At 65.5% G+C, this 26563-nt stretch carries 20 protein-coding genes; 14 read left to right on the forward strand and 6 right to left on the reverse strand.

Translation table 11 applies throughout. From position 1 onward, the window contains the following. The first annotated feature begins 34 nt into the window (after positions 1 to 34). From B0B01_RS06675 to B0B01_RS06705, 7 genes are all read left to right on the forward strand, one after another. On the forward strand, positions 35 to 1075 hold the full coding sequence (locus tag B0B01_RS06675) for a TRAP transporter substrate-binding protein (protein WP_076648888.1): 1041 nt from the start codon (positions 35 to 37) through the stop codon (positions 1073 to 1075). 105 nt (positions 1076 to 1180) lie between these two features. Continuing rightward, positions 1181 to 2542, forward strand: a complete 1362-nt coding sequence (locus B0B01_RS06680) for a glutamine synthetase family protein (protein WP_076648890.1) — start codon at positions 1181 to 1183, stop codon at positions 2540 to 2542. A 53-nt stretch (positions 2543 to 2595) separates the two neighbouring features. Continuing rightward, positions 2596 to 3978, forward strand: coding sequence for an aldehyde dehydrogenase family protein (locus tag B0B01_RS06685; protein ID WP_076648892.1), 1383 nt, complete (start codon positions 2596 to 2598; stop codon positions 3976 to 3978). Continuing rightward, positions 3975 to 5120, forward strand: coding sequence for an iron-containing alcohol dehydrogenase (locus B0B01_RS06690; protein WP_076648894.1), 1146 nt, complete (start codon positions 3975 to 3977; stop codon positions 5118 to 5120). Before B0B01_RS06685 ends, B0B01_RS06690 begins: the two co-directional genes overlap by 4 nt. A 160-nt stretch (positions 5121 to 5280) precedes the next feature. Next, on the forward strand, positions 5281 to 6315 hold the full coding sequence (locus B0B01_RS06695) for a homocysteine S-methyltransferase family protein (protein WP_076650092.1): 1035 nt from the start codon (positions 5281 to 5283) through the stop codon (positions 6313 to 6315). Next, positions 6308 to 9028: a methionine synthase gene (gene metH, locus B0B01_RS06700; RefSeq protein ID WP_076648897.1), complete on the forward strand. Its 2721-nt coding sequence runs from the start codon at positions 6308 to 6310 to the stop codon at positions 9026 to 9028. Before B0B01_RS06695 ends, metH begins: the two co-directional genes overlap by 8 nt. 287 nt (positions 9029 to 9315) lie before the next feature. After that, positions 9316 to 11469 (forward strand): glycosyltransferase family 2 protein, encoded by a 2154-nt coding sequence (locus B0B01_RS06705; RefSeq protein ID WP_143733017.1) that lies wholly within the window; start codon positions 9316 to 9318, stop codon positions 11467 to 11469. A gap of 107 nt (positions 11470 to 11576) precedes the next feature. Here B0B01_RS06705 and B0B01_RS06710 read toward each other — a convergent pair whose 3' ends face one another. The 4 genes from B0B01_RS06710 to B0B01_RS06725 form a co-directional block, all read right to left on the reverse strand. After that, a complete protein-coding gene (locus B0B01_RS06710; protein WP_143733018.1) occupies positions 11577 to 12023 on the reverse strand; it encodes an HdeA/HdeB family chaperone in 447 nt (148 codons plus the stop codon). Between the two features lie 138 nt (positions 12024 to 12161). Continuing rightward, entirely contained in the window at positions 12162 to 14375 is a 2214-nt protein-coding gene (locus B0B01_RS06715) for a heavy metal translocating P-type ATPase (RefSeq protein WP_083946078.1), read from the reverse strand. Positions 14376 to 14481: 106 nt separating this feature from the next. Next, on the reverse strand, positions 14482 to 15240 hold the full coding sequence (locus tag B0B01_RS06720; protein WP_200805407.1) for an SDR family oxidoreductase: 759 nt from the start codon (positions 15238 to 15240) through the stop codon (positions 14482 to 14484). Between the two features lie 81 nt (positions 15241 to 15321). Beyond that, positions 15322 to 16908 carry an ABC transporter substrate-binding protein gene (locus B0B01_RS06725; protein ID WP_076650095.1) on the reverse strand — a complete coding sequence of 529 codons (1587 nt, stop codon included), beginning with the start codon at positions 16906 to 16908 and terminating at the stop codon, positions 15322 to 15324. Positions 16909 to 17131: 223 nt separating this feature from the next. On the opposite strand from B0B01_RS06725, the gene B0B01_RS06730 reads away from it, so the two are divergent. Beyond that, a complete protein-coding gene (locus B0B01_RS06730; RefSeq protein ID WP_076648903.1) occupies positions 17132 to 18784 on the forward strand; it encodes a Na/Pi cotransporter family protein in 1653 nt (550 codons plus the stop codon). A 99-nt stretch (positions 18785 to 18883) separates the two neighbouring features. Here B0B01_RS06730 and B0B01_RS06735 read toward each other — a convergent pair whose 3' ends face one another. After that, the gene (locus tag B0B01_RS06735; protein WP_076648905.1) at positions 18884 to 19627 is read right to left on the reverse strand and encodes a PRC-barrel domain-containing protein; all 744 of its coding nucleotides are present in this window, start codon (positions 19625 to 19627) and stop codon (positions 18884 to 18886) included. Between the two features lie 189 nt (positions 19628 to 19816). Here B0B01_RS06735 and B0B01_RS06740 point away from each other — a divergent pair, with 189 nt between their 5' ends. The 6 genes from B0B01_RS06740 (at position 19817) to minE (ending at position 25888) form a co-directional block, all read left to right on the forward strand. Then, positions 19817 to 21151 (forward strand): glycine cleavage T C-terminal barrel domain-containing protein, encoded by a 1335-nt coding sequence (locus B0B01_RS06740; RefSeq protein ID WP_234967721.1) that lies wholly within the window; start codon positions 19817 to 19819, stop codon positions 21149 to 21151. 78 nt (positions 21152 to 21229) lie between these two features. After that, complete coding sequence (locus B0B01_RS06745; RefSeq protein ID WP_076648907.1) at positions 21230 to 23014, forward strand: SLC13 family permease; 1785 nt, start codon at positions 21230 to 21232, stop codon at positions 23012 to 23014. A 7-nt stretch (positions 23015 to 23021) separates the two neighbouring features. Next, positions 23022 to 23879, forward strand: coding sequence for a pantoate--beta-alanine ligase (panC, locus tag B0B01_RS06750; RefSeq protein WP_076648909.1), 858 nt, complete (start codon positions 23022 to 23024; stop codon positions 23877 to 23879). A 244-nt stretch (positions 23880 to 24123) separates the two neighbouring features. After that, the gene (gene minC, locus B0B01_RS06755) at positions 24124 to 24783 is read left to right on the forward strand and encodes a septum site-determining protein MinC (protein ID WP_234967722.1); all 660 of its coding nucleotides are present in this window, start codon (positions 24124 to 24126) and stop codon (positions 24781 to 24783) included. After that, positions 24780 to 25631: a septum site-determining protein MinD gene (gene minD, locus B0B01_RS06760; RefSeq protein WP_076648913.1), complete on the forward strand. Its 852-nt coding sequence runs from the start codon at positions 24780 to 24782 to the stop codon at positions 25629 to 25631. The genes minC and minD overlap by 4 nt, the downstream gene beginning before the upstream one ends. Before the next feature lie 2 nt (positions 25632 to 25633). Then, complete coding sequence (gene minE / locus B0B01_RS06765; protein ID WP_076648915.1) at positions 25634 to 25888, forward strand: cell division topological specificity factor MinE; 255 nt, start codon at positions 25634 to 25636, stop codon at positions 25886 to 25888. Positions 25889 to 25990: 102 nt separating this feature from the next. Here the strand turns inward: minE and B0B01_RS06770 are convergent, their stop codons facing one another. Continuing rightward, positions 25991 to 26461 (reverse strand): DUF4168 domain-containing protein, encoded by a 471-nt coding sequence (locus tag B0B01_RS06770; RefSeq protein ID WP_083946082.1) that lies wholly within the window; start codon positions 26459 to 26461, stop codon positions 25991 to 25993. Between the last annotated feature and the right edge of the window lie 102 nt (positions 26462 to 26563).

Here is a 26563-nt window from a genome sequence, read left to right on the forward strand (position 1 = left end):
CAAAGGCCCGAAATTCAGACAAGGAGAAAGAAAGATGACCACCAGACGCAAGTTCCTGACCACCGCCGCGGCCGGCGCGGCCACGGTGCCGCTGGCGGCGCCGGCGATTGCCCAGTCCACGATCAAGTGGCGGATGCAGACCTATGCCGGTTCGGCGCTTGCCGCCCATGTGGCCAAGCCCGCAATCGACAAGTTCAACGCCATCGCCGGCGACCGGATGCAGATCGACCTTTACAGCGCCGACGAACTGGTGCCGACCAACGAACTGTTCCGGGCGATGCAGCGCGGCACCATCGACGCGGTGCAGTCCGACGACGACTCCATGGCCTCGCCGACCGAAGTGACCGTGTTCGGCGGGTATTTCCCGCTCACGCTGCGCTACAGCCTCGACGTGCCGGTGCTGTTCAACCGCTACGGGCTCGACGAGATCTGGAAGGAAGAATACGAAAAGGTCGGTATCCGCCATGTGAGCGCCGGCGCCTGGGATCCGTGCAACTTCGCCACCCGCGAGCCGGTGAACAGCCTCAAGGATCTTGAGGGAAAGCGCATCTTCACCTTCCCGACCGCAGGCCGTTTCCTCGCACAGTTCGGCGTGGTGCCCGTCACCCTGCCCTGGGAAGACATCGAGGTTGCGCTCCAGACCGGAGAGCTCGACGGCGTGGCCTGGTCGGGCATCACCGAGGATTACACCGTCGGCTGGGCCGAAGTGACCAAATATTTTGTCTCCAACCCGATTTCCGGCGCCTGGATCGGCCATTTCTTTGCCAACATGGACCGCTGGAACGAGCTTCCCGACGACCTGAAGCTGCTGTTCGAGGTCTGCTGCGAGCAGTCGCACTATTACCGCCAGCACTGGTACTGGGGCGGCGAGGCCTATCTGCGGGTGCATGGCGACAAGCTCGAACTGACCTCCATCCCAGACGAGGAATGGGCCCAGGTCGAGGATGCCGCCGAAAAGTTCTGGGACGAGGTGGCGTCGGAATCCGACACCAAGGCGAAGGTGGTCGAGATCTTCAAGCAGTACAACGCCGACATGCGGAAGGCCGGAAAGCCGTACCGCTACGAAAGTGCCTGAATCACACCCGTCCCGGCACCGGCCGGGACGGCCCGACGATGACCGGCAAGGCTCCGACACGGGTGCGGAGCCTTGCCCCTTCGACCTAACGAGGAGTCTCCACAGATGACCAGCGCGCTGACCTTCGACGATCTCAAGGCCCAGGTGGACCGGGGCGAGATCGACACGGTTCTGACCTGTTTCGTGGACATGCAGGGGCGCCTGCTGGGCAAGCGGTTCCTGGCGCGCCATTTCGTCGATGGCGGCCATGAGGAAACCCATTGCTGCAACTATCTGCTCGCCACCGACCTCGAGATGGAGACGCCCGGCGGCTTTGCCAGCGCGGCGTGGCAGACGGGTTACGGCGATTACGTCATGAAACCCGATCTTTCCACCCTGCGCCGGGTGACCTGGCTGGAGGGGACGGCGCTGGTGCTCTGCGACGTCCTGGACCACCACACCTACGAACCCGTGCCCCATTCCCCGCGGGCCATGCTCAAGCGGCAGCTTGCGCGGCTCAGGGATCTGGGTTTCGACGCCGTCATGGCGACCGAACTGGAATTCTACCTGTTCGAGAAAAGCTTTGACGAGATCCGCAAGAGCGGCTTCCGCGATCTCGAGCCGATCAGCGGCTATAACGAGGATTACCACATCCTCCAGACCACCAAGGAAGAGCACGTGATGCGGCCGCTGCGCAACCTGCTCTATGCCGCGGGCATCCCGATCGAAGGCACCAAGGGCGAGGCCGGGCCCGGGCAGGGCGAGCTGAACATCCGTTATGCCGAGGCGCTGCTGACCGCCGACCATCACACCATCGCCAAGCACGCGGTCAAGGAAATCTGCTGGCAGCAGGGCCATGCGGTCACCTTCCTGTCCAAGTGGCACCCCGGCTGGTCCGGCAGTTCGAGCCACGTGCACCAGTCGCTGTGGAAGGATGGCCAGCCGGCGTTTTTCGATGCGGATGATCCGCTCGGCATGTCGGATCTGATGAAGCACTACCTTGCCGGGCTGCTTCGGTACGGGCCGGATTGCACCTATTTCCTTGCGCCCTACATCAACAGCTACAAGCGGTTCCAGAAGGGCACCTTCGCGCCCACCCGCACCATCTGGTCGGTGGACAACCGCACCGCCGGTTTCCGGCTCTGCGCCCCGGGCACCAGGGCGGTGCGGATCGAGAACCGCGTCGGCGGCTCCGACCTGAACCCCTATCTCGCCATGGCGGCGCAGCTTGCCGCAGGGATCAAGGGCATCGAGGACAGGCTCGACCTCGCGCCGCCCGCCGAGGGCGACACCTACGAGGGCGAAACCGGCATGCTGCCCGACAATCTGCAGGATGCGCGCATCGCGCTTCTGGAGTCGGCAATGCTGCGCGAGGCAATGGGCGATGCGGTGGTCGAACACTATGCCCGCGCCGCCGAGGTCGAGCTTGAGGATTTCAGCCGCAACATCACCGATTACGAGATCGCGCGCGGGCTCGAACGTGCGTGACAGCCGGCGCGGCCGGGGGACACCAGCAACGGGCGGACGCCCAAGAGGATGACATGACAACCACTTTGACCTGTATCTCGCCCATTGACGGCTCGGTTGTCGCCGAGCGCGAGGCGATCTCGCTCGACGAGGCACGCAAGGCGGTCGAACGGGCCCGCAAGGCGCAGCCGGCCTGGGCCGCGCGTCCCATCAACGAACGCATCGAGCTCGTTACCGCGGCCGTGGCCGCCGTCGGCGCCATGAACGACGAGGTGGTGCCGGAACTCGCCCGCATGATGGGCCGGCCGGTGCGCTACGGCGGCGAATTCCGCGGCTTCGAGGAACGCGCGAGCCACATGGCCCGCATCGCCAAAGAGGCGCTTGCCGATATCGAGGTCGGTGACGATGCCGATTTCAAACGCTACATCCGTCGCGTGCCGCACGGGGTCGTCTTTGTGGTGGCGCCCTGGAACTATCCCTACATGACCGCGATCAACACGATCGCGCCGGCGCTGATCGCGGGCAATACGGTGATCCTCAAGCACGCCACCCAGACGCTGCTGGTCGGCGAGCGGCTGGCGCAGGCGTTCCGCTCTGCCGGCATCCCGGAGGACGTGTTCCAGAACCTGTTCCTGGACCACGACACCACCTCGGCCCTGATCGCCGAGCGTTCCTTCGGCTTCGTCAACTTCACCGGCTCGGTCGGCGGCGGGCGGGCCATGGAACATGCGGCCGCCGGCACGTTCACCGGCATGGGGCTGGAGCTTGGCGGCAAGGATCCGGCCTATGTGATGGATGATGCCGATCTCGACGCGGCGGTCGACGGGCTCATGGATGCGGTCGTGTTCAACTCCGGGCAGTCCTGCTGCGGGATCGAGCGAATCTATGTGCACGAAAGCCTGTTCGACGCCTTCGTCGAAAAGGCGGTCAAGGTGGTCGGGGGGCTGCGCCTCGGCAATCCGCTCGACAAGGACACGGACATCGGCCCGATGGCCAATATCCGTTTCGCCCGCGAAGCCCGCGCCCTGATCGACGAGGCGGTGAAGGACGGCGCGACGGCCCATGTCGCGACCCGGCCCGAGGACGACGGCGGCACCTATCTTACCCCGCAGATCCTGACCGATGTCACCCATGACATGCGCATCATGCGTGAGGAAAGCTTTGCTCCCGTGGTCGGCATCATGAAGGTCTCGGGCGATGACGAGGCGGTCCGGCTCATGAACGACAGCCAGTTCGGCCTGACCGCGAGCCTCTGGACCGCCGATCTGGACCGCGCCGAGGCCCTGGGCGAGCGGATCGAGACCGGCACCGTGTTCATGAACCGCGCCGATTACCTCGACCCGGCCCTGTGCTGGACCGGCTGCAAGGACACCGGGCGCGGAGGCGGGCTTTCGGTGATCGGCTATCAGAACCTGACCCGCCCCAAATCCTACCATCTCAAGAAGGTGACGAAATGACTCTGACTGGAAACTGGTCCTATCCGACCGCGATCCGCTTTGGCGCCGGTCGTATCAAGGAACTGCCCGAAGCCTGCGCACAGGCCGGCATCAAGAAACCGCTGCTGGCCACCGACCGCGGGCTTGCGGATCTGCCGATCACGAAGGCGACGCTCGACATCATGGAGGCGGCCGGGCTTGGTCGGGGCCTGTTCAGCGAGGTCGATCCGAACCCGAACGAAAAGAACCTCGATGCGGGAATTGCGGCCTACAAGGCCGGCGGGCATGACGGCGTGATCGCCTTCGGCGGCGGTTCGGGGCTCGACCTGGCCAAGATGATCGCCTTCATGGCCGGTCAGACCCGACCGGTCTGGGATTTCGAGGACATTGGCGACTGGTGGACCCGCGCCGACGCGGATGCGATCGCCCCGATCGTTGCCGTGCCGACCACCGCCGGCACCGGATCCGAAGTCGGGCGCGCGAGCGTCATCACCAACTCCGAAACCCATGTGAAGAAGATCATCTTCCACCCCAAGGTGCTGCCGGCGGTGGTGATCTGCGACCCGGAACTCACCGTGGGCATGCCGCCCGCGATCACCGCCGGGACCGGGCTCGACGCTTTTGCGCATTGCGTCGAATCCTTCTCGAGCCCGCATTACCACCCCATGAGCCAGGGCATCGCGCTCGAAGGAATGCGGCTGGTCAAGGATTACCTGCCGCGCGCCTACAAGGACGGCAACGACATCGAGGCGCGCGCCCAGATGATGAGCGCGGCGATGATGGGCGCAACGGCGTTCCAGAAGGGCCTTGGCGCGATCCACGCGCTGAGCCACCCGGTCGGCTCGCTGTTCAACACCCATCACGGCACCACCAACGCGGTGTTCATGCCGGCGGTGCTTGAATTCAACGCCGACGCGATCCGCGAGCGGTTCGACCATGCGGCCGCCTACATGGATATCAAGGGCGGTTTCGACGGCTTCCGCGCCTTCGTGCAGGATCTGAACGACGAGCTCGGCATTCCGCGCCGGATTTCCGAATTCGGCGTGACCGAGGACCGCATCGCCGAGATGGCGGCCATGGCGGTCGAGGATCCGAGCTGCGGCGGCAACCCGGTGAAGCTCACGGTCGAGAACCTGACCGGACTTTACAAGGCCAGCCTCTGACCGGATCGCCAGTCGATTTACGGCCAATGCGCCCCGCCGCTCCTCGCGGCGGGGCTTTTTATTGAGCACGATTCATAATCATCTGAAGGATTATGAATTTGCTCCCATGGCGGGCTTCTCATAGGCATGGTCGCAGATCTTTCACCGCATGGCCGAGCATATGAAACTTTTTACCCTGCCCCGATCCGCCGCATTCGACACCCTGCAGAATGAGGCGCGCAAGCGTATCCTGATGCTCGACGGGGCCATGGGGACGATGATCCAGGCGCAGAAACTGGACGAGGATGCCTTTATCGGCGCCGGCCTGCCCTGCGACACCGACAAGCCGCAGCGCGGCAACAACGACCTCTTGAGCATTACACAGCCCGATGTGATCGAAAAAATCCATTTCGATTTCGCCATGGCCGGGGCCGACATCCTCGAGACCAACACATTTTCCTCGACGCATATCGCGCAGAAGGATTACGGGCTGGAAACGGCGGTGGATGCGCTGAACGAGGCCGCCGCCCGGGTGGCGCGCCGCGCGGCCGACCGGGCCGAGGCCGAGGACGGGCGCCGCCGCTTTGTCGCCGGCGCGGTCGGGCCGACCAACCGCACCGCCTCGCTCAGCCCCGACGTGAGCAACCCGGGCTATCGCGCCGTCACCTTCGACGATCTGCGCATCGCCTATGGCGAACAGATCCGCGCCCTGATCCGGGGCGGCGCCGACCTGATCCTGATCGAGACGATCTTCGACACGCTGAACGCCAAGGCCGCGATCTTTGCCGCGTTCGAGGCATTCGCCGAACATGGCACGCGGCTGCCGCTGATGATTTCGGGCACCATCACCGATGCGTCGGGGCGCACCCTTTCGGGGCAGACCCCGACCGCCTTCTGGTATTCGGTGCGCCATTCGCGCCCGTTCTCGATCGGGCTGAACTGTGCGCTCGGCGCCGAGGCGATGCGCCCCCATGTGGCCGAGATTGCCGGGGCCGCGCCGGAAACGCTGGTCTGCGCCTATCCCAACGCCGGCCTGCCCAACGCCTTCGGCGAATATGACGAAAGCCCCGAGAAGACCGCCGCGCATCTGGCCGGCTTTGCCAGCGAGGGGCTGCTCAACATGGTGGGCGGCTGCTGCGGCACCACCCCCGAACATATCCGCGCCATCGCCGACGCGGTGGCATCATTCGCCCCCCGGGAGGTCAAGAATGTCTGAACGTCTGCTGCGCCTTTCGGGTCTCGAACCCTTCGTTCTGACCGAACAGATCCCCTTTGTGAACGTGGGCGAGCGCACCAACGTCACCGGCAGCGCCCGTTTCCGCAAGCTGATCAAGAACCGCGATTACAGCGCCGCGCTCGAAGTGGCGCGCGACCAGGTGGAAAACGGTGCCCAGATCATCGACGTGAACATGGACGAGGGCCTGATCGATTCGCAGGCCGCCATGGTCGAGTTCCTGAACCTGATCGCGGCCGAACCCGACATCGCGCGGGTGCCGATCATGCTCGATTCCTCGAAATGGGAAATCATCGAAGCCGGGCTCAAATGCGTGCAGGGCAAGGCGGTGGTGAACTCGATCAGCCTCAAGGAAGGCGAAGAACCGTTCCGCGAACATGCGAGCCTGTGCCTGGCCTATGGCGCCGCCGTGGTGGTCATGGCCTTTGACGAACAGGGCCAGGGCAGCACCACCGAACGGCGCATCGAAATCTGTTCGCGCGCCTATCGCATCCTCACCGAAGAGGTCGGCTTCCCGCCCGAGGACATCATTTTCGACCCCAATATCTTTGCCGTCGCCACCGGTATCGAGGAACACAACAACTACGGCGTCGATTTCATCGAAACCACGCGCTGGATCCGCCAGAACCTGCCGCATGTGCATGTGTCCGGGGGCGTGTCGAACCTGTCCTTCAGCTTCCGCGGCAACGAACCCGTGCGCGAGGCGATGCACGCGGTGTTCCTGTATCATGCCATCCAGGCCGGGATGGACATGGGGATCGTGAACGCCGGGCAGCTTGCGGTCTATGACCAGATCGACCCGGAACTGCGCGAAGCCTGCGAGGACGTCGTGCTGAACCGCGATCCCGACGCCACCGAGCGGCTGCTCGAGATCGCCGAGCGGTTCCGCTCGGGCCCGCGCGAGGAAAAGGTCCGCGACCTCGCCTGGCGCGAATGGCCGGTGGAAAAGCGGATCGAACATGCGCTGGTGAACGGCATCACCGAATTCATCGACGACGACACCGAAGAGGCGCGTCAGAGCGCCGAGCGCGCGCTCGACGTGATCGAGGGGCCGCTCATGGCCGGGATGAACGTGGTCGGCGACCTGTTCGGTTCGGGCAAGATGTTCCTGCCGCAGGTCGTGAAATCGGCCCGGGTGATGAAACAGGCGGTGGCGCTCCTCCTGCCCTATATGGAAGAGGAAAAGCGCCGGTCGGGCGTGGAATCGCGCGAAAGCGCCGGCAAGATCGTCATGGCCACGGTCAAGGGCGACGTGCATGACATCGGCAAGAACATCGTCGGCGTCGTTCTGGCCTGCAACAATTACGAAATCATCGATCTGGGCGTGATGGTCCCGCCGCAGAAGATCATCGAGACCGCGCGCGAGGTGAATGCCGACGCGATCGGGCTTTCGGGGCTGATCACGCCGTCGCTCGATGAAATGGCGAACATGGCGCGCGAACTCGAACGCGAGGGGTTCGACATTCCGCTGCTGATCGGCGGCGCGACCACCTCGCGCGTGCATACGGCGGTCAAGATCGCGCCCGGCTATACGCGCGGCGCGGCGGTGCATGTGAACGACGCCAGCCGAGCCGTCGGTGTCGTCTCGCGGCTGCTGAGCACGGAGCACAAGGCCGATTACGTCGAAAGCATCCGCACCGAATACAAGGAGCTTGCCGAGAAATTCGCCCGCGGCGAACAGCAGAAATCGCGCCTGCCGCTGGCGCAGGCCCGCGCCAACGCGATCAAGATCGACTGGTCGGAATTCACGCCGGTGCGGCCCCGGTTCACCGGGATCAAGGTGATCGAGGGGCTTTCGCTTGGGGAGATCGCCGAATACATCGACTGGACCCCGTTTTTCCGCTCATGGGAGCTGCGCGGCGTCTATCCGCAGATCCTCGATGACGAGAAACAGGGCGAGGCCGCACGCACCCTGTTCAACGATGCGCAGGTGCTGCTGCGCCAGATCATCGACGAAGAATGGTTCAGCCCGCGCGCGGTGATCGGGTTCTGGCCGGCGAATGCGGTCGGTGACGATATCCGCCTTTATACCGACGAAACGCGCGAACAGGAGCTGGTGATGCTGCATACGCTGCGCCAGCAGACCTCCAAGCGCGCGCCGCGTCCCAATGCCGCCTTGGCCGATTTCGTCGCCCCCGAGGGCACGGCCGAGGACTGGCTGGGCGGCTTCGTGGTGACCGCCGGCCCCGAGGAAATCGAGATCGCGAAGGGCCTCGCGCGCAAGAACGACGATTATTCCTCGATCCTGGTCAAGGCGCTGGCCGACCGCTTTGCCGAGGCGCTGGCCGAGATGATCCATGCGCGGGTCCGGCGCGACCACTGGGGCACCTCGCCCGACGAATCCTTCAGCCCGCAGGAGCTGATCCCGGAACCCTACAAGGGCATCCGCCCGGCGCCCGGCTATCCGGCCCAGCCGGACCATACCGAAAAGCGCACCCTGTTCGCGCTGCTCGACGCGGAAAAACACACCGGCGTGCATCTGACCGAAGGCATGGCCATGTGGCCCGGAAGCTCGGTCTCGGGGCTCTATTTCGGGCATCCGGACAGCTATTATTTCGGCATCGGCAAGATCGAGCGGGACCAGGTGCTGGACTACGCGGCCCGCAAGGGGATGGAACCGGCCGAGGTCGAACGCTGGCTGGCCTCGATCCTGAACTATGTGCCGGGCGAACAGGAGGTCGTGGCCGCCGAATAAGGCGGCGCAGCGGCGCACATCCGGGCGCGCAGCAACCGCGCCCGGTTCCGATCCGCATCCATCAAACAGGGCCGCAAGCCGCAGGTCCGGGGCGGCCCTGCCGGGCGCGATTTCGGCCCGCGGACAATCAGGGCTTCTCGCATGAGCGCGATCGCGCTATGCAGTGATCGGTTAACCAGTTCGGATTTTACGATCACCCCATGTCAGTGCCGCGCATCCTCATCCGCCGCCTCTCACCGCAAATTCTGGACCTGACGGAAGGATCCTCCGCTCTCCCGGCGGTCCCGTTGCGGTTTCTCGACGTGGTGAGCGACACGGACAGCGGGCGCGTGTTCCATTTCCTGCGCCGGGGCACGACACGGCAAGTGATCCGCAAGCATCTGCCGGGCCCCTGGCTTTCCCAGTCGATGATTCATGGCGCTCCGGTCCTTGTTGCCGCCGACGCCGCCGAGGGGCTTGTCCCCGCCCCCGCCGAGCCGGACCGGCTTGCCGGGCTGAACGTGGCCATCGCGACCCGCAACGGCGAGGCGGCCGCGATCATCGCCGACTGGCTGATCCATCATTACCGCCACTTCGACATGCAGGGCGCGGTCATATTCGAACGCGCACCCGAAGACGAAGCCGGCAATCCCTGGCCCGAGGTCGCGGCGGCGCTGGCCGATGCGGCGGCACCCATGCGTCTGGTGGTGGTGCATGCCGGCACTCCGCTCGGCATTGCGGACATGCCGCCCGAATCGCATCCCTGCTGCGTGGCCGAGGCACCCGGGCGCGACCGCATGACGCCGCCGCCGGCCGACCCCTGGCGCGCGCCGCTACAGGAAACCGCGATCTGCGAAATCGCACGGCGCCGCTTTCTTGCGCGCGCCCGGGCGGTTGCGCATCTCGACCTCCATGACCTGCTGCAACCCTCGGAGCGGGGCACGCCCTTCGACATGGCGGCGGACAACCCCGGCCGGGTGATCGAGCTTTCCGGGCAGCATTGTTATCCTTGGCGGGTGCGGCGGGGCGCAACGCCCTCACACCGCGATCATTCCTGCGTGCAGTTTGACCGCCCGCGCTTTGTCCGCCGCTGGTGCGCGGCGCCGGCGGGCCTTCCTGAAAGCGCGCGCTTCGCCATCAGCCGGATCGCCGGCGCGCCCCGCATTCCGGGCAGCGATTTCTTCCGCTGCATGGCGGTGCGCCACCCTGGCCACCGCGCCGGGCAGATCGTGCCGAAATCAAGCCTGGTCGAAAGCGCGCCGCTGGTCGCGCTGGTGGTGCAATCGCTTGCGGCGGACCCGCTGCGCCCGCCCGCGCGGGAACGGATCGCACCCGCCGCCGCAGGCCCCGGGCGCACGGTGATCCTTGCCCCCATGCGCAACGAGGGGCCCTTCATCCTGGAGTGGCTTGCCTATCACCGCGCGATCGGGGTTGATGATTTCCTGATCTATACCAACGACTGCACCGACGGGACCGATGACCTGCTGCGGCTGCTGGACCGCAAGGGCCTTGTGCAGCACCGCGACAACCCGTTCCGCGAAATGGGGCTGCGCCCGCACCACGGCGCGCTGCAATCCGCCGCCGGCGAACCGGTGATCCGCGATGCCGGCTGGATCATCAGCATGGACGCGGATGAATTCATCAACGTCAAGGTGGGCGACGGTCGGCTTGCCGATCTTTACGCCGCCACGGATGGCGCCAACATGATCTCCTGCACGTGGCGGCTGTTCGGCAATTCCGATATCGACGAATTCCGTGATGAATCCACCATCGCCCGCTTTACCGCCTGTGCCGAGCCTTTCTGCCCGCGGCCGCACCAGGCATGGGGTTTCAAGACCCTGTTTCGCAATCTCGGCCTGTTCCGCAAGCTCGGGGTGCACCGGCCCAAGGGGCTGAACCAGCAGTTCCTGAACGAGATCCGCTGGGTGAACGGATCGGGAGAGCCGTTCCCCGCCAGGGAATACCGCACCGCCTGGCGCTCGACCGTCGGAACCTTCGGATATGATCTGGTTTCGCTCAATCACTACGCGGTGCGCAATGCCGAAAGTTTCCTGGTCAAGCGCGACCGTGGCCGCGCGAACCATGCGGACCGCGATCAGGGGCTGCATTACTGGTTCCGCATGAACAACAACACCACCCGGGATCATTCGATCCAGCGCCATGTGCCGAAGATGGAACAGGCGCTTTCCACCCTGCTTTCCGACCCCGAGATCGCGGCGCAGCACGCCCGCTGCGTGGCGGCGCACCGCCGGCGCATCGACGAACTGAAGGCCGATCCGCGCCAGAGCGCCTTTTATCGCCAGTTGACCGGCACGCGGATGAAAAAACTGTCGCGGATGCACCGCCATTTCGGCAACGACGTGTTCCTTGCCGGGCCCTGCGCGGTGCCCGATGCCATCATCACGGAGGACCACCCGGAAGATTTCATCTTCTCGCTGGGAACATCTGCGGCCGCCGAATAGAGCCCGTCCTGGAATGAAATGCGCACAAGGAAGGCGGCGAGCCTCCCCGGCCCGCCGCCTTGTTGTCAAATGATGCTGTCAGGCACCGGCCGCCGTCAGCCCTGCGTTTACGGCGCAACGTCCGAAACCAGCGCCGTCGCATCGCCTTCGCAGGCGGAAATCACGGCTTCGATATCCGCATCGGTGTCGGCGTCTGCGCCGGCGTCCGCGCTCAGGTCGGTGTCGGCACCTGCGTCGCCTTCCATGGTGGTGACATCCCCGCCGGTATCGGTGTCGGTGTCAGTGCTCATGTCGGCACCGGTATCCGTATCGGCTCCGGCATCGGCATCCGCACCCATGTCGGCGCCGGCGTCGGCCTCTGTGTCGGTGCTGCTGTCCGACGCCTTCAGCTGATCCAGAACGTCGCGCTGTTCGTCGGCGCTCAGCGTCACGAAATCGGCGCAGGTCACGGTTTCAGGATCGGGCGCGGTATCGGTTTCATCCTGTGCCAGTGCAGCGCCGCCGAGCGACGCGACAAGACCGGCAATGCTGACGGTATAGGCAAGATATTTCATGTTTCCCTCCAGATACAGATTTCCCCGCAGCTGGTCTTTCGGCCGCTGCACCTGACCAACAGGAAGGTCGGGCGCTGGTTCACGCAAAAAATTCCGCGGACGGAAACAGGCGGATTGCTGCCGAAAGGCGGGTAATCGTCAGCCGGTTTTCGCGCAGACGCTGAGCGGGGCCTGCGGCGGCCGTGCCTTGCGCGGCGGTTCATCGCGGTCCGGCCGGAACAGCAGCAGCCGCAGCGCGTTCGCCGTCACCAGCACCGTCGCCCCGGTATCGGCCAGCACCGCAAGCCAGAGCCCGGTAAAGCCGAACACGGTCGTGACCAGGAATATCCCCTTGAGCCCCAGCGCAATGGCCACATTCTGGCGAATGTTGCGCATGGCGGCACGGGCCAGCGCGATCATCGCCGCCACGTCACCGACCCGGTTGCGCAGCACCGCCGCGTCGGCCACTTCAAGCGCCACGTCGGTCCCCGATCCCATCGCCACGCCAAGATGGGCCGCCGCAAGCGCGGGCGCATCGTTGATGCCGTCGCCGACCATCATCACGGGGTCGCGCGCCGCCATCTCGCGGATCGCGGCGACCTTGTCTTCGGGAAGCAGCCCGGCCCGGTGGTCGATGCCCAGCATCCCGGCCATGGAACCCGCCGCGCGGGCATTGTCGCCGGTCAGCATCACCGATCTGATGCCCATGTCCGCAAGCCGCGACACCCCCGCCGCCGCATCGCCGCGCAGCCCGTCGCGCAGGGCGACAAGGCCAAGGGCACGGCCTTCGCGCAGCACGACGACCACGGTCTTGCCCTCGGCTTCGAGCGCCTCGACCCGCGCGTCAATGTCCGGCCCGGCCGCGCCGATTTCAGCGGCATGGCGGGGAGACCCCACAGTGATCTCGGCGCCATGGACAACAGCCACCGCACCCATGCCCGGAATGGCCCGCGCGTCTGACGCCGGTGGAATGGCAACTCCATCGGCCTCCGTCCGCGCGATGATGGCAAGGCCGAGAGGATGGCTCGACCCTTGCTCGACCGCCGCGGCGAGCGCCAGCAGATCGCTTTCTTCCCCGGCAAGCGCAACCACGTCGCTGACCTCGGGCCGGCCCATGGTCAAGGTGCCGGTCTTGTCAAAGGCGACCCGGCGCGTGCGGGCTGCGGCCTCGATCACCGCGCCGCCCTTCAGCAGCAGCCCGCTGCGGGTGCCCGCGGTCAGCGCCGAGGCGATGGAGGCCGGCACCGAGATCACCAGCGCGCAGGGGCATCCGATCAGCAGCAGCGCAAGCGCACGGTAAATCCACGTGCCCCAGTCCTGCCCGAACCCGAGCGTCGGGACGAGCGCCACCAGCAGCGCAAACCCCACCACGGCGGGCATGTAGATACGGCTGAAACGGTCGATGAACCGCTCGGTCGGGGCGCGGGCGCTTTCGGCCTCTTCGACAAGGCGGATGATGCGGGCGATCGTGTTGTCGGCGGGCGCTTTCGTCACCTCGACCACGAGCACCGCTTCGGTATTGACCGAACCGGCAAAGATCGCGGCGCCCGGCTGTTTCGTGCTGGGAATGCTCTCGCCGGTCACAGGGCTTTCATCGACGCCCGAGATTCCCTCGACCACCACGCCATCCGCCGGCACCCGGGCGCCGGGGCGCACCAGAACCTGTTGTCCGATGCGCAGGTCGGCCGCCGGAATTTCGCGCAAAGCGTCGCCGTCCTTCAGCAGCGCGCTGCGCGGAACAAGCCGGCCGAGCGCCCGGATCCCGTGGCGTGCGCGATCGGCCGCGACGCCTTCCAGAAGTTCTCCGACCGCAAAGAGGAACACGACCACCGCGGCCTCTTCCGGGGCGCCGATCACCAGCGCGCCCACGGCGGCAATGCTCATCAGCATTTCGATGGTAAAGGGCATCCCGGCACGCAGCATGGCGAAGGCACGGCGCGCGACCGGGATGATGCCGGCAAGCGTGGCAAGGACGAATCCCCAATAGGCGATGTCCCACGGCAGCAGGAACCGCGCCAGCGTCGCACCGGCAAGCAGCAAGCCGGTCCCGATCACGAGCCGCCCCTTCGCGCCGGAATACCAGCGCGCGGAGGGCTGCGCGGCATCAGCCCCGGGGCTGCCGTCCGGCCCTGATGCGCCCGGTTCGACCGGTTGCGAAATCGTGTAGCCAAGCGCGCGCACCGCATCCTCGACCACGGCGGGCGGGGTGCGGGTCGCGTCCAGATCGACCCGGAGGCGTTCGCTCATCAGCGTGACCTCGACCATCCCCGCGCCCGGGAGCCGCTCGACCGCGCCCCGGACCTTGGCCGCGCAGGAGCCGCAGTCCATGCCGCCGATCCGCCACTCGATCGTGGTTCCAGCCTGTTCGCGCATCAGAAATACCCCTCTCGGCCGGCGACACCGGCCCCGCCTGTCAGCAACCTAATCATGCGACGGGCAAACCGGAAGCCTTCGGGGCGTAAACCGCGGGCGGCCCGGATCAGACCTTGGGATCGGGGTTTTCGGTATGCCCGTCCACGGCGATGATCTGCCCCGAGACGAACCGCGCCGCATCCGAGGCCAGAAACACCGCCATCTGCGCGATGTCCTTCGCCTCGACAAAACTGCGCATCGAGGTGCCGCTCGCATAACCGGCATAGATGGCGTCGCGCGTCGTGCCCTTGGCCGCCGCCTCGCGTGCGAGCACCCCCTCCATCCGCGGCCCCTCGACCGAGCCGGGACAGATCGAATTGGCGCGGATGCCGAAGGGGCCAAGCTCCATCGCCGCAGTCTTCATCAGCCCGTTCACCGCCCATTTCGCGGCCGAATAGGGCGCGCGATTGGGATAGCCGAACATCCCCGCGGTGGACGAGGTAAAGATGATCGCGCCGCGTTTCGCCGCCTTCATCAGGGGCGCCGCCGCGCGGGTGAACAGAAAGGCGCCCTCAAGGTTCACCGCAACGCAGCGGCGGAACCCGTCGGGCGGCTGATCCTCGATCAGCGCGGTCGGCCCGGCGACGCCGGCATTGGCGCACAGAACATCCAGCCCGCCCCACTCCGCCCGGAGCCGGGCAAAGAGATCGGCAACCGAAGCCTCGTCGGTCACGTCCAGACGGTCGCGGCGCCACTCCTGCGGGCAGGTGCCCAGCGCCTCGGCATCCGAATCGACCACCCAGACCCGGGCGCCGGCCTCGGCGAAGGCATCGGCCATGGCCCGGCCGATGCCGCTTGCCCCGGCGGTGATGAGCACGTTCTGCATGACCATTGCCCTCAAGCAGTCGTAAACGGAAAACCGGGCGACGAAATCGCGCCGCCCGGTTGCTTGTGTCGGGTCAGGCCATCACGCCTTGAGCCAGCATTTCACCGGCGCGAGCGCATTCATCAGCGGGAAGTTCGGGTCGTCGTGCCAGCCCTCGACCTGATCCGAGATCGCATCGACGAAATTGCTGAACATCGGGCAGATCACGCCGCCTTCGTCGCGGATGGTCATGGCAAGGCGGCGATACATGTCGGTGCGCTTGTCCACGTCAAGCTCGCCCCGGGCCTCGGCCAGCAGCTTGTCGAAGTCGGGATCCGAAAACTTGGTCTCGTTCCAGTCGGCACCGGTCTGATAGCTGGTCGAATACATCATGTCCTGGGTCGGGCGCCCGTTCCAGTAGGAGTTGCAGAACGGTTCCTTGTTCCAGACCTCGGTCCAGTATCCGTCACCCGGGCTGCGCACCACGTCGAGCTGGATCCCGGCCTGGGCCGCGCTCTGCTGGTAAAGCTGCGCCGCGTCGAGCGCGCCGGGAAAGGCCACGTCCGAGGTGCGGAAGGTGATCGGCCCCTCGTGACCGGATTTCTTGTAGTAATGGGCCGCCTGCTCGGGGTCGTATTCGCGCTGTTCGATATCGTCGGAAAACAGCGGATAGGCTGCGTTCACGGGGATGTCGTTGCCGATGGTGCCGTGGCCGAACAGCACCTTTTCCAGAAGCTCCTCGCGGTTCATGGCGAGTTTCAGCGCCATGCGCAGGTCGTTGTTGTCGAACGGCGCGGTATTGCAGTGCATCACATAGACGTAATGCCCCCGGCTCGGCACGGATTTGACCGAGACATTGGGAACGTTCTCCATCCGCGCGGCAAGGCGCGGCGGCACGCGGTTGATCATGTGCACCTGACCCGACTGCACCGCCGAGACGCGGGCGGAGTCGTCGTTGATCACCAGCGCCTCGATCTGGTCCACGTGGCCGCGTTCGTCGTCCCAGTAATCCTCGTATTTCTCGAAGACATAGCGCACGCCGGCATTCTCGACCGCGACGCGGTAGGGGCCGGCGGCGATGCCCTCGGATGGGTTGTCCTTGCCGCCGTTCGGCTGGATCACGAGGTGATAATCCGCCATCACATAGGGCAGGTCGGCGTTCGGTTCCTTCAGTTCGACGATGAATTCGTCGCCCTCGGCCCGCATCCGGTCGATGCCCGCCATCAGGCCCAGCGCGCCCGACTTGCTGCTTTCGTCGGAATGGCGCTCCATGGTGGCCATGATGTCTTCGGGCGTGACGGTCTTGCCGTTGTGAAAGGTCACGCCCTTGCGGATCTTGAAGGTCCAGATCTGCGCATCGGGCGAGGATCCGTGATCCTCGGCCAGCCGGTAGACGAGTTCCCCTTCGGGCGAGACCTCGAACAGCTTTTCGCCGAAGAACGACATCATCGCGTTCGGAGCCTCGTTGGACGAAAGCGCCGGATCGAAACTGTCGGTGCTCTGACCGCCGCCGAGCCCGACCCGCATCACGCCGCCCTTGACCGGGCCCTGCGCGCGGGCAGCCTTCGCAAGCATCGTGCCGGCAAGCGTGCTTGTAACGCCAAGCGCGGCGGCGCGGCCCAGAAAAGCCCGCCGGTCGAGCCGGCCCATCGCTGCGAGTTTTCCGAGATATTTCAATTCGTCAGACATCGATTCCTCCCCGTCGGTTCTGGTGCCGATTCCTTCCGGCCGCAGCCGATGGAATAGCGGTTCGCAGGGCGCAGTCTCGGCCATCCGCAACGCACTGTCACGTCAATTCCGACATTATCCGGTCTGTTCGCGACTGAATTTACTGTGCGATTGCACCCGCGCCGGCAGGGCGACCGGGCGGCATCCTTGCACATGCGGGCGGGATAGGCGAACGTCGTTCCTCATGACGATCCTCTGGTTCCTTGTCCAACTGGCCGGGGCGGTGATGCTCCTGCTTTATGCGGTTCGCATGGTGCGCACCGGGATCGAACGCGCGTTCGGCCCCTCGTTCAAGCGGGTGATGACCCAGCGCAGCAACCGTCTGGGCGCTGCCGGAATGGGGCTGGTCTTTGCCATCGTCCTGCAAAGTTCATCCGCCGTTGCCCTGCTTGCGGCCAGCTTTGCCGGCACCGGGGCGCTCAGCTTTCCGGCCGGGCTGTCGCTGATCCTCGGGGGCAATCTCGGCTCGGCGCTGCTGATCCAGATCCTGTCGTTCCCGCTCGGCTGGCTGGTGCCGGTGCTGCTCGCGCTCGGGGGCGGGCTGTTCCTGCGTTCGGAGCGGCGCGGCGTCCGGCAGGCGGGGCGCATCCTGATGGGGATCGCCTTCATCCTGATCTCGCTGCGGTTCCTGCGCGAGACGATGGAGCCGATCTCGGACAGCGATTTCCTGCCCTTGATCGCGGGATACCTGGAAAGCGACTATGTGACCGCGGCGCTGGTCGGGCTGGCGCTTGCCTTCATCATGTTCTCGTCGGTGGCGGTGATCCTGCTTTGCGTCACGCTGGTGCAGATCGGGGCGATTCCGCTTCTCGCGGGGGTGTCGCTGGTGCTCGGCGCGAACATGGGTTCGGCGCTGATCCCCGCCTGGCTCGCGCGGGGGATGCCGCCCATGGGGCGGCGGGTGCCGATGGCCAGCATGGTGCTGGCCTGCGGCTTCGCGGTGCTCGCGCTGGTCGGCGTCAATCAACTGCCGGTCCTGCCGCTGATCGAGGGGCACAACACCGGGCAGACGCTGGTGAATGTCCATGTCCTGTTCAATGTGCTGCTGTTGCTCGTCGGCCTGCCGCTGGTCGGGCTTGCCGACAGGATCTCAAGGCGGCTCGTGCCGCCGGCCCCCACCGTGCACCCGGAGGCCCTGCCCGAAAGCCACCGCAGCGTTCTGGACGAAAGCGTGCGCGACAATCCCCGGCTCGCGCTTGCGGATCTGCGCCGCGAGGTGCTGCGGATGCTGCAGATCGTCGAGAGCCAGATGCGCCCGGTGATGGAGCTTTACCAGGAATTCGACAAACCCCGCATGCAGGCGCTGCGTCAGGTGGACCAGGTGGTGAACGAGGCGCTGGACGGGATGCGCCGCTACGTGGCCCGGATCAACCCGGAAAGCTTTGGCGAAGACGCCTATGAGCAGGCGCGCAACCTGCTGGAATACGCCATCGCCATCGAGGCCGCCGGCGACATCGTGGTCAAGCAGCTGCTGCCGATCGCACAGGAGCGCAGCGAGCGGCGCATCCGCTTTTCCGACAGCGGTTTGAAGGAACTGCTGTCCATGCACGAGCAGATCATCAGCAACCTGCGGCTCGCGCTCAGCGTGCTGATCTCGGACGACCTTGAAAGCGCGCGCCTCCTGGCCGAGGCCAAGGACGAGATTGCCCGCACCGAGCGGCGCAACCGGCTGGCCCATCTGCGCCGACTGAGCGAGGGCACGGAGCTCAGCTTTCAGTCGAGCGACGAACATCTCGAGACGCTGCGCGCCCTCAAGGAATTCAACAGCCGGATCGCCTCGGTCGCCTACCCGATGCTGGAACACGAGGGGCAGCTTCTGGCGACGCGGCTGGTCTAGGCCAAAAAATGGGGCGACAGCGCTGCCGCTGCCGCCCCGGGGGGGGAAGGTCGGCCGCGTTGCGGCCGACGATGGTCCCGCCTGCGCGGGATTACAGGATTACTGGTCGAGCATCGGATCCGAGGCCGGCTCGTCGCCCATTCCGTCACCGCCGGCGTCCGACTGCTGTTCCTTGGCGCTGACGAACTCTTCCGCCGCTTCAAGGTCGGCGCGGGTCGCGCTGGTGGTCAGTTGCGTGTTGCCATTCTCGTCCGTGGTGACGTCGAGCTTGTCCATTTCGATGGCGACCAGCTTCTTGCCGATGCCAAGGAAACCGCCGACCCCGATCACCACGCCCTGAATGCTGCCCTCGTCGAGGTTGATGATGAGGTTCGAGATGCTTCCCACCGCCTCGTCACCGCTGGCGGTATAGACCGTGGAGCCGATCAGATCCTTGCCGAGTATCGTATCCTCGCTCTGCATGATGATCTGCCCTTCGACCGGCGCGGCGGCTTCTTCCGCATCGGTCTCGTCACCCGTGACCACGTCGCCGGTGCCGTCCATGTCGTCTGTCGTGCCGTCTGTCGTGTCGTCAAGCCCGTCATCCATGGTCGCGTCAGGCGCGGTATCATCCATGGTGCCGTCGGGGGCCGTGTCGGGAGCGGTGTCGTCCATGGTGCCGTCGGGCGCGGTATCCATGGTGCCGTCCTCGGCCGGTGTCCCGGTGCCGTCGGCGGGTTCATCCAGCGTCTGGGGCGCGTCGGTGCCCGTTGTGTCGTCTTGTGCATAGGCAGCCAAGGGTGCGGTCGCGAGCATGGCGACCGCGGCCAGAATGCTTGTGGAGCGGAACAAATTCGACATCATTTTCTCCTCCGTGAAACGTGTTTTCCGGCAGCCCAACGCAATAGGCCGCGTTCGGTTCCGAAATCCCGTTCCGGGTGCCGAACGCCCTGGTCGAGACCGAACCATTTTTCGCGAGCGGCTTCATTCCTGCCGATCGGGCCTTATATGTAAGTAACGGGTGCCGTTCTTTTGCCGAGAGGAGTGTGCGCCATGCCCGATGTGACCATGTCTGATGTCACCGAAAATCACCCGAACATCCCGGAAATCGACCAGTCCGACCGGATCGTGCCGATCAACCTGCGCCAGTCGGGGCGCACGCCGGTCGAAATGCTGATTTCGACCCGGGTGCGCAAATCGCCCTTCTGGCACCTGTCGATCGAATCCGGCTGCTGGCGGGCGACCGTGTATAACCGGATGTATCACCCGCGCGGATATGTGAGCATGGAGGAAGGCGGGCCCTCGGCCGAATACCAGGCGCTGGTCAGCGGCGTCACCATGTGGAACGTGGCCGTCGAGCGCCAGATCCGGGTTCAGGGCCCCGATGCCGAAGATTTCGTCAACACCGTCATCACCCGCGATGCGACGCGTATCAAACCGATGCACGGGAAATACTGCATCCTCTGCAACGACAAGGGCGGAATCCTGAACGACCCGGTGCTGCTGCGCCTTTCCGAGGACGAATTCTGGTTCTCGCTGTCCGACAGCGACATCCTGCTGTGGTTCCAGGGAGTGAACGCGCGCCGCGACTGGGATGTCGAGATCGACGAGATCGACGTTTCTCCGCTGCAGATCCAGGGACCGCTCTCAATGCTGCTGATGCAGGATCTGGCGGGGCCGGCAGTGGCCGATCTGCCCTATTACGGGCTCATGGAGGCCGAGATCGGCGGCTGTCCGGTGGTGATCAGCCAGACCGGCTTTACCGGCGAAAGCGGCTACGAGGTCTACGTGCGCGACGCCACCCTGACGGCGGAAAAGGTCTGGTATGCGATCCGCAGCGCCGGCACCCGCTATGGTCTGAAGGTGATCGCCCCGGCCCACCAGCGCCGCATCGCCGCCGGAATCCTGAGCTGGGGGCAGGACATGGATGCCGAAACATCGCCGTTTCAGGTCAACCTCGGCTATCAGGTGCCGCGCAGGAAAACCCGTGACTATATTGGCAAGGCCGCGCTCGAGGCCCAGCGCACCCGGATCGAATCCGGCGATTTCCCCTTTGCGCTCACCATGGTGGGGCTGCGCTTCGGGGGCAGGCCGATCACCGATTATGCCCCGGATTTCTGGCTTGTTTCCGATCGCGAGCGGCGGCGCTGCGGCTACGTGACCTCGCCGTGGTATTCCCCGGAACTCGCCACCAATATCGCGCTGGCCTTCGTTCCCCCGACCATGGCAGAGCCGGGCACGCAGCTTCTTGTGGAACTGCCCGAAGCCTACAGCGAACGCGGCGGCGAGCCGGCGCAGGCCGTGGTCTGTGAGGTGCCCTTCCGGGAGTCGGTGCACCCGAGCGCACGCGAGCAGGTCAGGACACGCGGGTTCGACAACGCCGAATGACCGAAGTGACGTTGCGTCCGCAACGGATGCCGTGGCAACATGCCACGGCATTTCGATTCCATCAGGGTCCACACCACAATGAGCGTTCTTCTGGGAGAGACCGCGCCTTTTGTGGCGCTCGCGATCCTGTTCCTGCTGTTTGTCATCTTCACGCTGGAAAAATATCCCCCGGACGTGGTGGCAAGCGGAGCGGCGGCGCTTTTCATTCTGCTCGGCCTCGTTCCCTACGAGGATGCGATGGCGGTTTTCTCGAACTCCGCCCCGATCACCATTGCCGCGATGTTCGTGGTCTCGGGCGCGCTGGTGCGCACCGGGGTTCTGGACACGCTCGCCAACTTCGTGGTGTCCCGCGCCAAGGAACGCCCAAGGCTTGCCACGACGGTGTTCCTGCTCGCCGCAATGGTCGCATCGGCCTTCATGAACAACACCCCGGTGGTCCTGGTTCTGATCCCGGTGGTGATCCGCCTCGCCCGCAGCCTTGGCCTTGCCGCCACGCGCCTGCTGATTCCCCTGTCCTACATGGCGGTTCTCGGCGGCACGCTCACGCTGATCGGCACCTCGACCAACCTGATCGTGGACGGGATCGCACGGCAGAACGGCATGGAGCCGTTCTCGATCTTCGAAATCACCCCGGTCGGCCTTGTCGCATCGCTGGCCGGTGCGCTCACCCTGTTGATCCTCGGGCGCTGGCTGCTGCCCGACCGCCAGGGCGACGACGGGGCCGCGGAGGACGCCGAAATTCCCTACCTCTCGGAAATCCTGATCCTCGACACCTATGCGGGTATTGGGGAACCGCTGGGCGAGATGGCCGATTTCAAACGCGACGGTGTGCGCGTCCGGGGGGTGAAACGCGGGCGCGACATCAAGCGCGGCGACCTGAACGAACATGTCCTCAGGAAGGGCGACAGCATCGTCGTCATGGCCACCACGTCAGAGCTTTTGACCCTTGTCGAACACGAGGGGCTGCGGGTCGGGATGCTGCCCACGTCGGAGCCCGACAAGGAAGCCGAGCTTCGCGTGGTCGAGGCCATCGTCACCCCGAACCGCCGAAATGTCGGGCGGCGCATCGCGGATCTGACGCTCGGGCGGACGCGGGGCGTGCGGGTGCTCGGCGCCTTCCGGCAGGGCCATATCGCCGGCGTCGACCTGTCCAACGTGCGCCTGCGCCCGGCGGACAAGCTGCTGCTCGAGGGGCCGGCCGAGGGGTTCCGGGTGCTTGCCGAAGCCGGCGACGTGGCGTCCATCACCGAACCGGCCGGGCGCGCCTATCGGCGGCGCCAGGCCCCCATCGCCATCATTGCCCTGCTCGGAATCATCGCCCTTGCCAGCCTGAACGTCATGCCGATCAGCATCCTGTCGCTGATCGCGGTCGCGGCGATCCTGGTGCTGCGCTGCATCGACAACGACGAGGCCTGGGCCGCCATCGACGGGTCGATCCTGGTGCTGATCTTTTCCATGCTGATCGTCGGGGCCGGGCTTCAGCAAAGCGGGGCCATCACCATGATCGCGGATGTGCTGGCCCCGATTCTGAGCGGGCTGCCACCATTCCTGGTTCTGCTGACGGTCTTTTATACCGCGTCTTTCCTGACCGAGATCGTGACCAACAACGCGGTTGCCGTGGTGTTTACGCCGATCACGATCGCGCTCGCGGCCGAGCTCGGGGTCGATCCGCGTCCGCTGGCCGTCACCGTGATGATCGCCGCGAGCGCAAGCTTTGCCACCCCGATCGGCTATCAGACCAATACGCTCGTCTACGGGGCGGGCAATTATCGCTTTGCCGATTTCCTCAAGATCGGGATTCCGATGAACCTGATCGTCGGGCTGAGCACGTCCCTTGCAATCAGCATGTTTTTCCCGCTTTAAGCCGGCCATGAAGATCATCCGCGACAAATCCGCCCTGCGCGCGCTCGTCAGCGACTGGCACCGGCAGGGGCATCGTATCGGCGTCGTTCCGACCATGGGTGCGCTCCATGCCGGGCACCTTGCCCTTGTGAAGGCCGCGCGAAAGACCGCGGATCGGGTCATCGTCACGCTGTTCGTCAATCCCCGCCAGTTCAACGACCCGACAGACCTGGCGAATTATCCGCGCAGCGAGGACCGGGACGCAAAGGCGCTCGCCCCGCTCGGGCCCGATGTGCTTTATGCACCGGATCCCGACCAGATCTATCCCGAAGGCTTTGCAACGACCATTACGGTCGCCGGAATCAGCGATGTGCTGTGCGGAGCCTCGCGCCCCGGGCATTTCGACGGGGTGGCGACGGTGGTGACCAAGCTTTTGCTGCAGACCGGGGCCGACATCGCCTTTTTCGGCGAAAAGGATTTCCAGCAGGTTCAACTGATCCGCAGGCTGGTGCGCGATCTTGACCTGTGCACCGAAATCGTCGCCTGCCCGACCCAGCGCGAAGCGGACGGGCTTGCGCTGTCCTCGCGCAATCTGCGGCTTTCGCCGGAGGCCCGCGCCACCGCGCCCGCGCTGCATCGGATCATGGCCGAAACCGCCGCCGCGATCCGGCAGGGCACGGCACCGGATGCGGCGCTCGCCAGCGGCCGGGCGGCATTGCAGGCCGCCGGATTCGGCCCGGTCGACTATTTCGATCTGCGCCACGAGGACGATCTTTCGCCCGCAACCGCCGCCTCTGCCCCGGCCCCTGCCCGCCCGGCGCGGATCTTTGCCGCGGCATGGCTCGACGGGGTGCGGCTCATCGACAACCTGGCGCTTGCAACCTGAGGCAGCGCCTGCCAGCACATGTTTGCCGAGGTCGCCCCGCCTGTGCAGGAGGAGTGGACGCCCGCCCGCAAAGCGATTAGGCAGGGGCAAACGGGACAGACATGAATCTGCGCCCTTCCCGAGCAGGAGCATCAGACGAGGCGTGCAACAACAGCAAAGCACCAGTAAAAACGCATTTACAAGCGTCGGAGCCGTCCAGTTCCGGGGCCGGTTCCTGACTGCGGTCGCCCTGCTGCTGGAGGGCATGCCGGATTCCGCGTTCTATGCCGGGCTTGACAGCCAACTGGAGCGGATGCCGCACTTCCTGACCGATGCGCCGCTGATTCTCGACATGGCGCAGGCGCCCGACCTTGACGGCACGGTGATGCGCGACCTGCGCGCGGCGCTCGAACAGCGCAAGCTTGCGCCCTTCGGGGTGCAGAATGCCAGCCCGCGCCAGATCGAAGCCGCGGCCGAGGCCGGACTGATCCCGATCAAGGCCGGCCATGACGTTCCCCAGCGCGCACCCCGCCCCGAACGCCGGCCCGAGCCGCAGCCGCGCGAACAGTTCGTCGCCCCGCGCCGCGAGGTGCCGCAGGAAAGCCGGCTTATTACCAGCCCGGTGCGTTCCGGCCAGTCGGTGGTGGCGGAACACGGCGACCTGATCGTAACCGGACATGTCGCATCGGGCGCCGAACTCATTGCGCGCGGGAATATCCATGTCTACGGCATCCTGCGGGGCCGGGCCCTGGCCGGCGTGCACGGCGACGAAACCGCGCGGATCTTCTGTCAGAGCCTCGATGCCGAACTGGTCGCCATTGCCGGGCTCTACCGCACCAGCGACAATATCGAGCACGCGGTCAGGAAACGCAGCGTGCAGATCTACCTCAGCGAACAAAGGCTTTGCATGGAGACGCTTGCATGACGACCGAGATGAAACAGGAACACCCCAGGCAAAGCAAGGTCATCGTCATCACCTCGGGCAAAGGGGGCGTCGGCAAGACCACCTCCGCCGCCGCGATCAGTGCCGGACTGGCGCAGAAGGGTTTCCGCACGGTGGTGATCGACTTCGACGTGGGGCTGCGCAACCTCGACATGATCATGGGTTGCGAACGCCGCGTCGTGTTCGACTTCATCAACGTGATCCAGGGCGATGCGAGACTGAAACAGGCCCTGATAAAGGACAAGCGGCTCGAAAACCTGTCGATCCTGCCGACCTCGCAGACCCGGGACAAGGACGCGCTGACCAAGGAAGGCGTGGAAAAGGTTCTGGACGAACTGCGCGAGGAATTCGACTATATCATCTGTGACAGCCCCGCCGGGATCGAACGCGGCGCGCAACTGGCCATGTATTTCGCTGACGAGGCAGTCGTGGTCACCAACCCCGAAGTGTCCTCGGTCCGCGACAGCGACCGGGTGCTCGGGCTTCTCAGCAGCAAGACCCGCCGGGCCGAATCCGCCGAGTCGGAGCCGATCAAGGCGCAGGTGCTGCTGACCCGCTATGATCCGCAGCGCACTTCGGGCGGCGACATGATGTCGGTGGAGGACGTGCTGGAAATCCTCGCCGTGCCGCTGCTCGGGATCATCCCGGAAAGCCACGCGGTGCTGCGCGCGTCGAACGTCGGCTCGCCGGTTGTGCTGGACGGGCCCTCGAATGCCGCCGCCGCCTACAAGGACGCGGTGGCGCGGCTCGCCGGTGATCAGGTCGAGATGCGCATCGAAGGCGAGCGCAAACCCGGCCTGTTCCAGCGGCTCTTCGGACGGACGGCCTGATCATGTTCGGTTTCTCCTTTCGCCCCCGCAAGGCCAGATCGGCCGAAACAGCCCGCGACCGCCTGCAGATCCTGCTGGCCCATGAACGCAGCGGCCCCGGCCCCGATTGCCTGCCCGAACTGCAGCGCGACATACTCGCCGCGATTCGCCGTCATCTGAAGATCGAAGATAACGCGGTCGATATCCGCATGGATCGCGGTGATGAGCTCTCGAGCCTCGAGATCAACATAGAGTTCCCGGCCACGCAGCAGCGCTAACGCGTTGCGGGGCGCCCCCGCCCCGGAAACTGAAAACGGGCACGCCGCAATGCCGGCGTGCCCGTTTCTGTTTCACGATAGAACTTCGGTTGCCCGGAGCGGTCAGCCGGCCTGTTCGGTCTGTTCGGCCTGAATCTGCTGCATGCGCTCGGCAATGCGGCGGGTCAGGTCTTCGTCCATCGTCGCGGCCTGATCGATCTCGAGGTAATCTTCGATGGTGATGTTATCCATCCCCTCGATGGCGGCGCGGATCTCGGTGTCCGCTTCCTGAACCAGCTGCTGCTGTTCGGCCTCGTCCTCGACGCCTTCAAGCTGCTGCGCATATTTCTGCTGGATTTCACCAACCTTCAGCGCCGCATTCGCAAAGGCGTCGATCTGCGCATCGTCGAAATCGGGCGTGGGCGTCGCGGCCGGGGCCTCGGGTGCCGTTTCGGGCGCTGCTTCCGGGGCTGCTTCGGGCATGGCTTCGGTCCCTTCGGGAGCAACGCCTTCCTGAGCAACGGCAAAGGACAGCGGTGCGGCCATGAGAGCGGCGGCGAGCGTCGCAGCGGTAATCTTGTGACGTGGGAGCATGACGGTTCCTTCTCTGCTCTGGTTTTGCGTCCGGCAACGGCGGCTCCGCGACCGGTCGACGCAAAACTAGGCGCGGGCGCCCCCACATGCAAAACCGCCAGC

Origin of the sequence: Pontibaca methylaminivorans (assembly GCF_900156525.1) — a bacterium.
Taxonomy (GTDB): domain Bacteria; phylum Pseudomonadota; class Alphaproteobacteria; order Rhodobacterales; family Rhodobacteraceae; genus Pontibaca; species Pontibaca methylaminivorans.

Excerpts from the sequence above, each read along its gene's own strand:
- B0B01_RS06675 (WP_076648888.1), top strand. The coding sequence starts at position 35 with ATGACCACCAGACGCAAGTTCCTGACCACCGCCGCGGCCGGCGCGGCC.
- B0B01_RS06680 (WP_076648890.1), top strand. The coding sequence starts at position 1,181 with ATGACCAGCGCGCTGACCTTCGACGATCTCAAGGCCCAGGTGGACCGG.
- B0B01_RS06685 (WP_076648892.1), top strand. The coding sequence starts at position 2,596 with ATGACAACCACTTTGACCTGTATCTCGCCCATTGACGGCTCGGTTGTC.
- B0B01_RS06690 (WP_076648894.1), top strand. The coding sequence starts at position 3,975 with ATGACTCTGACTGGAAACTGGTCCTATCCGACCGCGATCCGCTTTGGC.
- B0B01_RS06695 (WP_076650092.1), top strand. The coding sequence starts at position 5,281 with ATGAAACTTTTTACCCTGCCCCGATCCGCCGCATTCGACACCCTGCAG.
- metH (WP_076648897.1), top strand. The coding sequence starts at position 6,308 with ATGTCTGAACGTCTGCTGCGCCTTTCGGGTCTCGAACCCTTCGTTCTG.
- B0B01_RS06710 (WP_143733018.1), bottom strand. The coding sequence starts at position 12,023 with ATGAAATATCTTGCCTATACCGTCAGCATTGCCGGTCTTGTCGCGTCG.
- B0B01_RS06715 (WP_083946078.1), bottom strand. The coding sequence starts at position 14,375 with ATGCGCGAACAGGCTGGAACCACGATCGAGTGGCGGATCGGCGGCATG.
- B0B01_RS06720 (WP_200805407.1), bottom strand. The coding sequence starts at position 15,240 with ATGCAGAACGTGCTCATCACCGCCGGGGCAAGCGGCATCGGCCGGGCC.
- B0B01_RS06725 (WP_076650095.1), bottom strand. The coding sequence starts at position 16,908 with ATGTCTGACGAATTGAAATATCTCGGAAAACTCGCAGCGATGGGCCGG.
- B0B01_RS06730 (WP_076648903.1), top strand. The coding sequence starts at position 17,132 with ATGACGATCCTCTGGTTCCTTGTCCAACTGGCCGGGGCGGTGATGCTC.
- B0B01_RS06735 (WP_076648905.1), bottom strand. The coding sequence starts at position 19,627 with ATGATGTCGAATTTGTTCCGCTCCACAAGCATTCTGGCCGCGGTCGCC.
- B0B01_RS06740 (WP_234967721.1), top strand. The coding sequence starts at position 19,817 with ATGCCCGATGTGACCATGTCTGATGTCACCGAAAATCACCCGAACATC.
- B0B01_RS06745 (WP_076648907.1), top strand. The coding sequence starts at position 21,230 with ATGAGCGTTCTTCTGGGAGAGACCGCGCCTTTTGTGGCGCTCGCGATC.
- panC (WP_076648909.1), top strand. The coding sequence starts at position 23,022 with ATGAAGATCATCCGCGACAAATCCGCCCTGCGCGCGCTCGTCAGCGAC.
- minC (WP_234967722.1), top strand. The coding sequence starts at position 24,124 with ATGCCGGATTCCGCGTTCTATGCCGGGCTTGACAGCCAACTGGAGCGG.
- minD (WP_076648913.1), top strand. The coding sequence starts at position 24,780 with ATGACGACCGAGATGAAACAGGAACACCCCAGGCAAAGCAAGGTCATC.
- minE (WP_076648915.1), top strand. The coding sequence starts at position 25,634 with ATGTTCGGTTTCTCCTTTCGCCCCCGCAAGGCCAGATCGGCCGAAACA.
- B0B01_RS06770 (WP_083946082.1), bottom strand. The coding sequence starts at position 26,461 with ATGCTCCCACGTCACAAGATTACCGCTGCGACGCTCGCCGCCGCTCTC.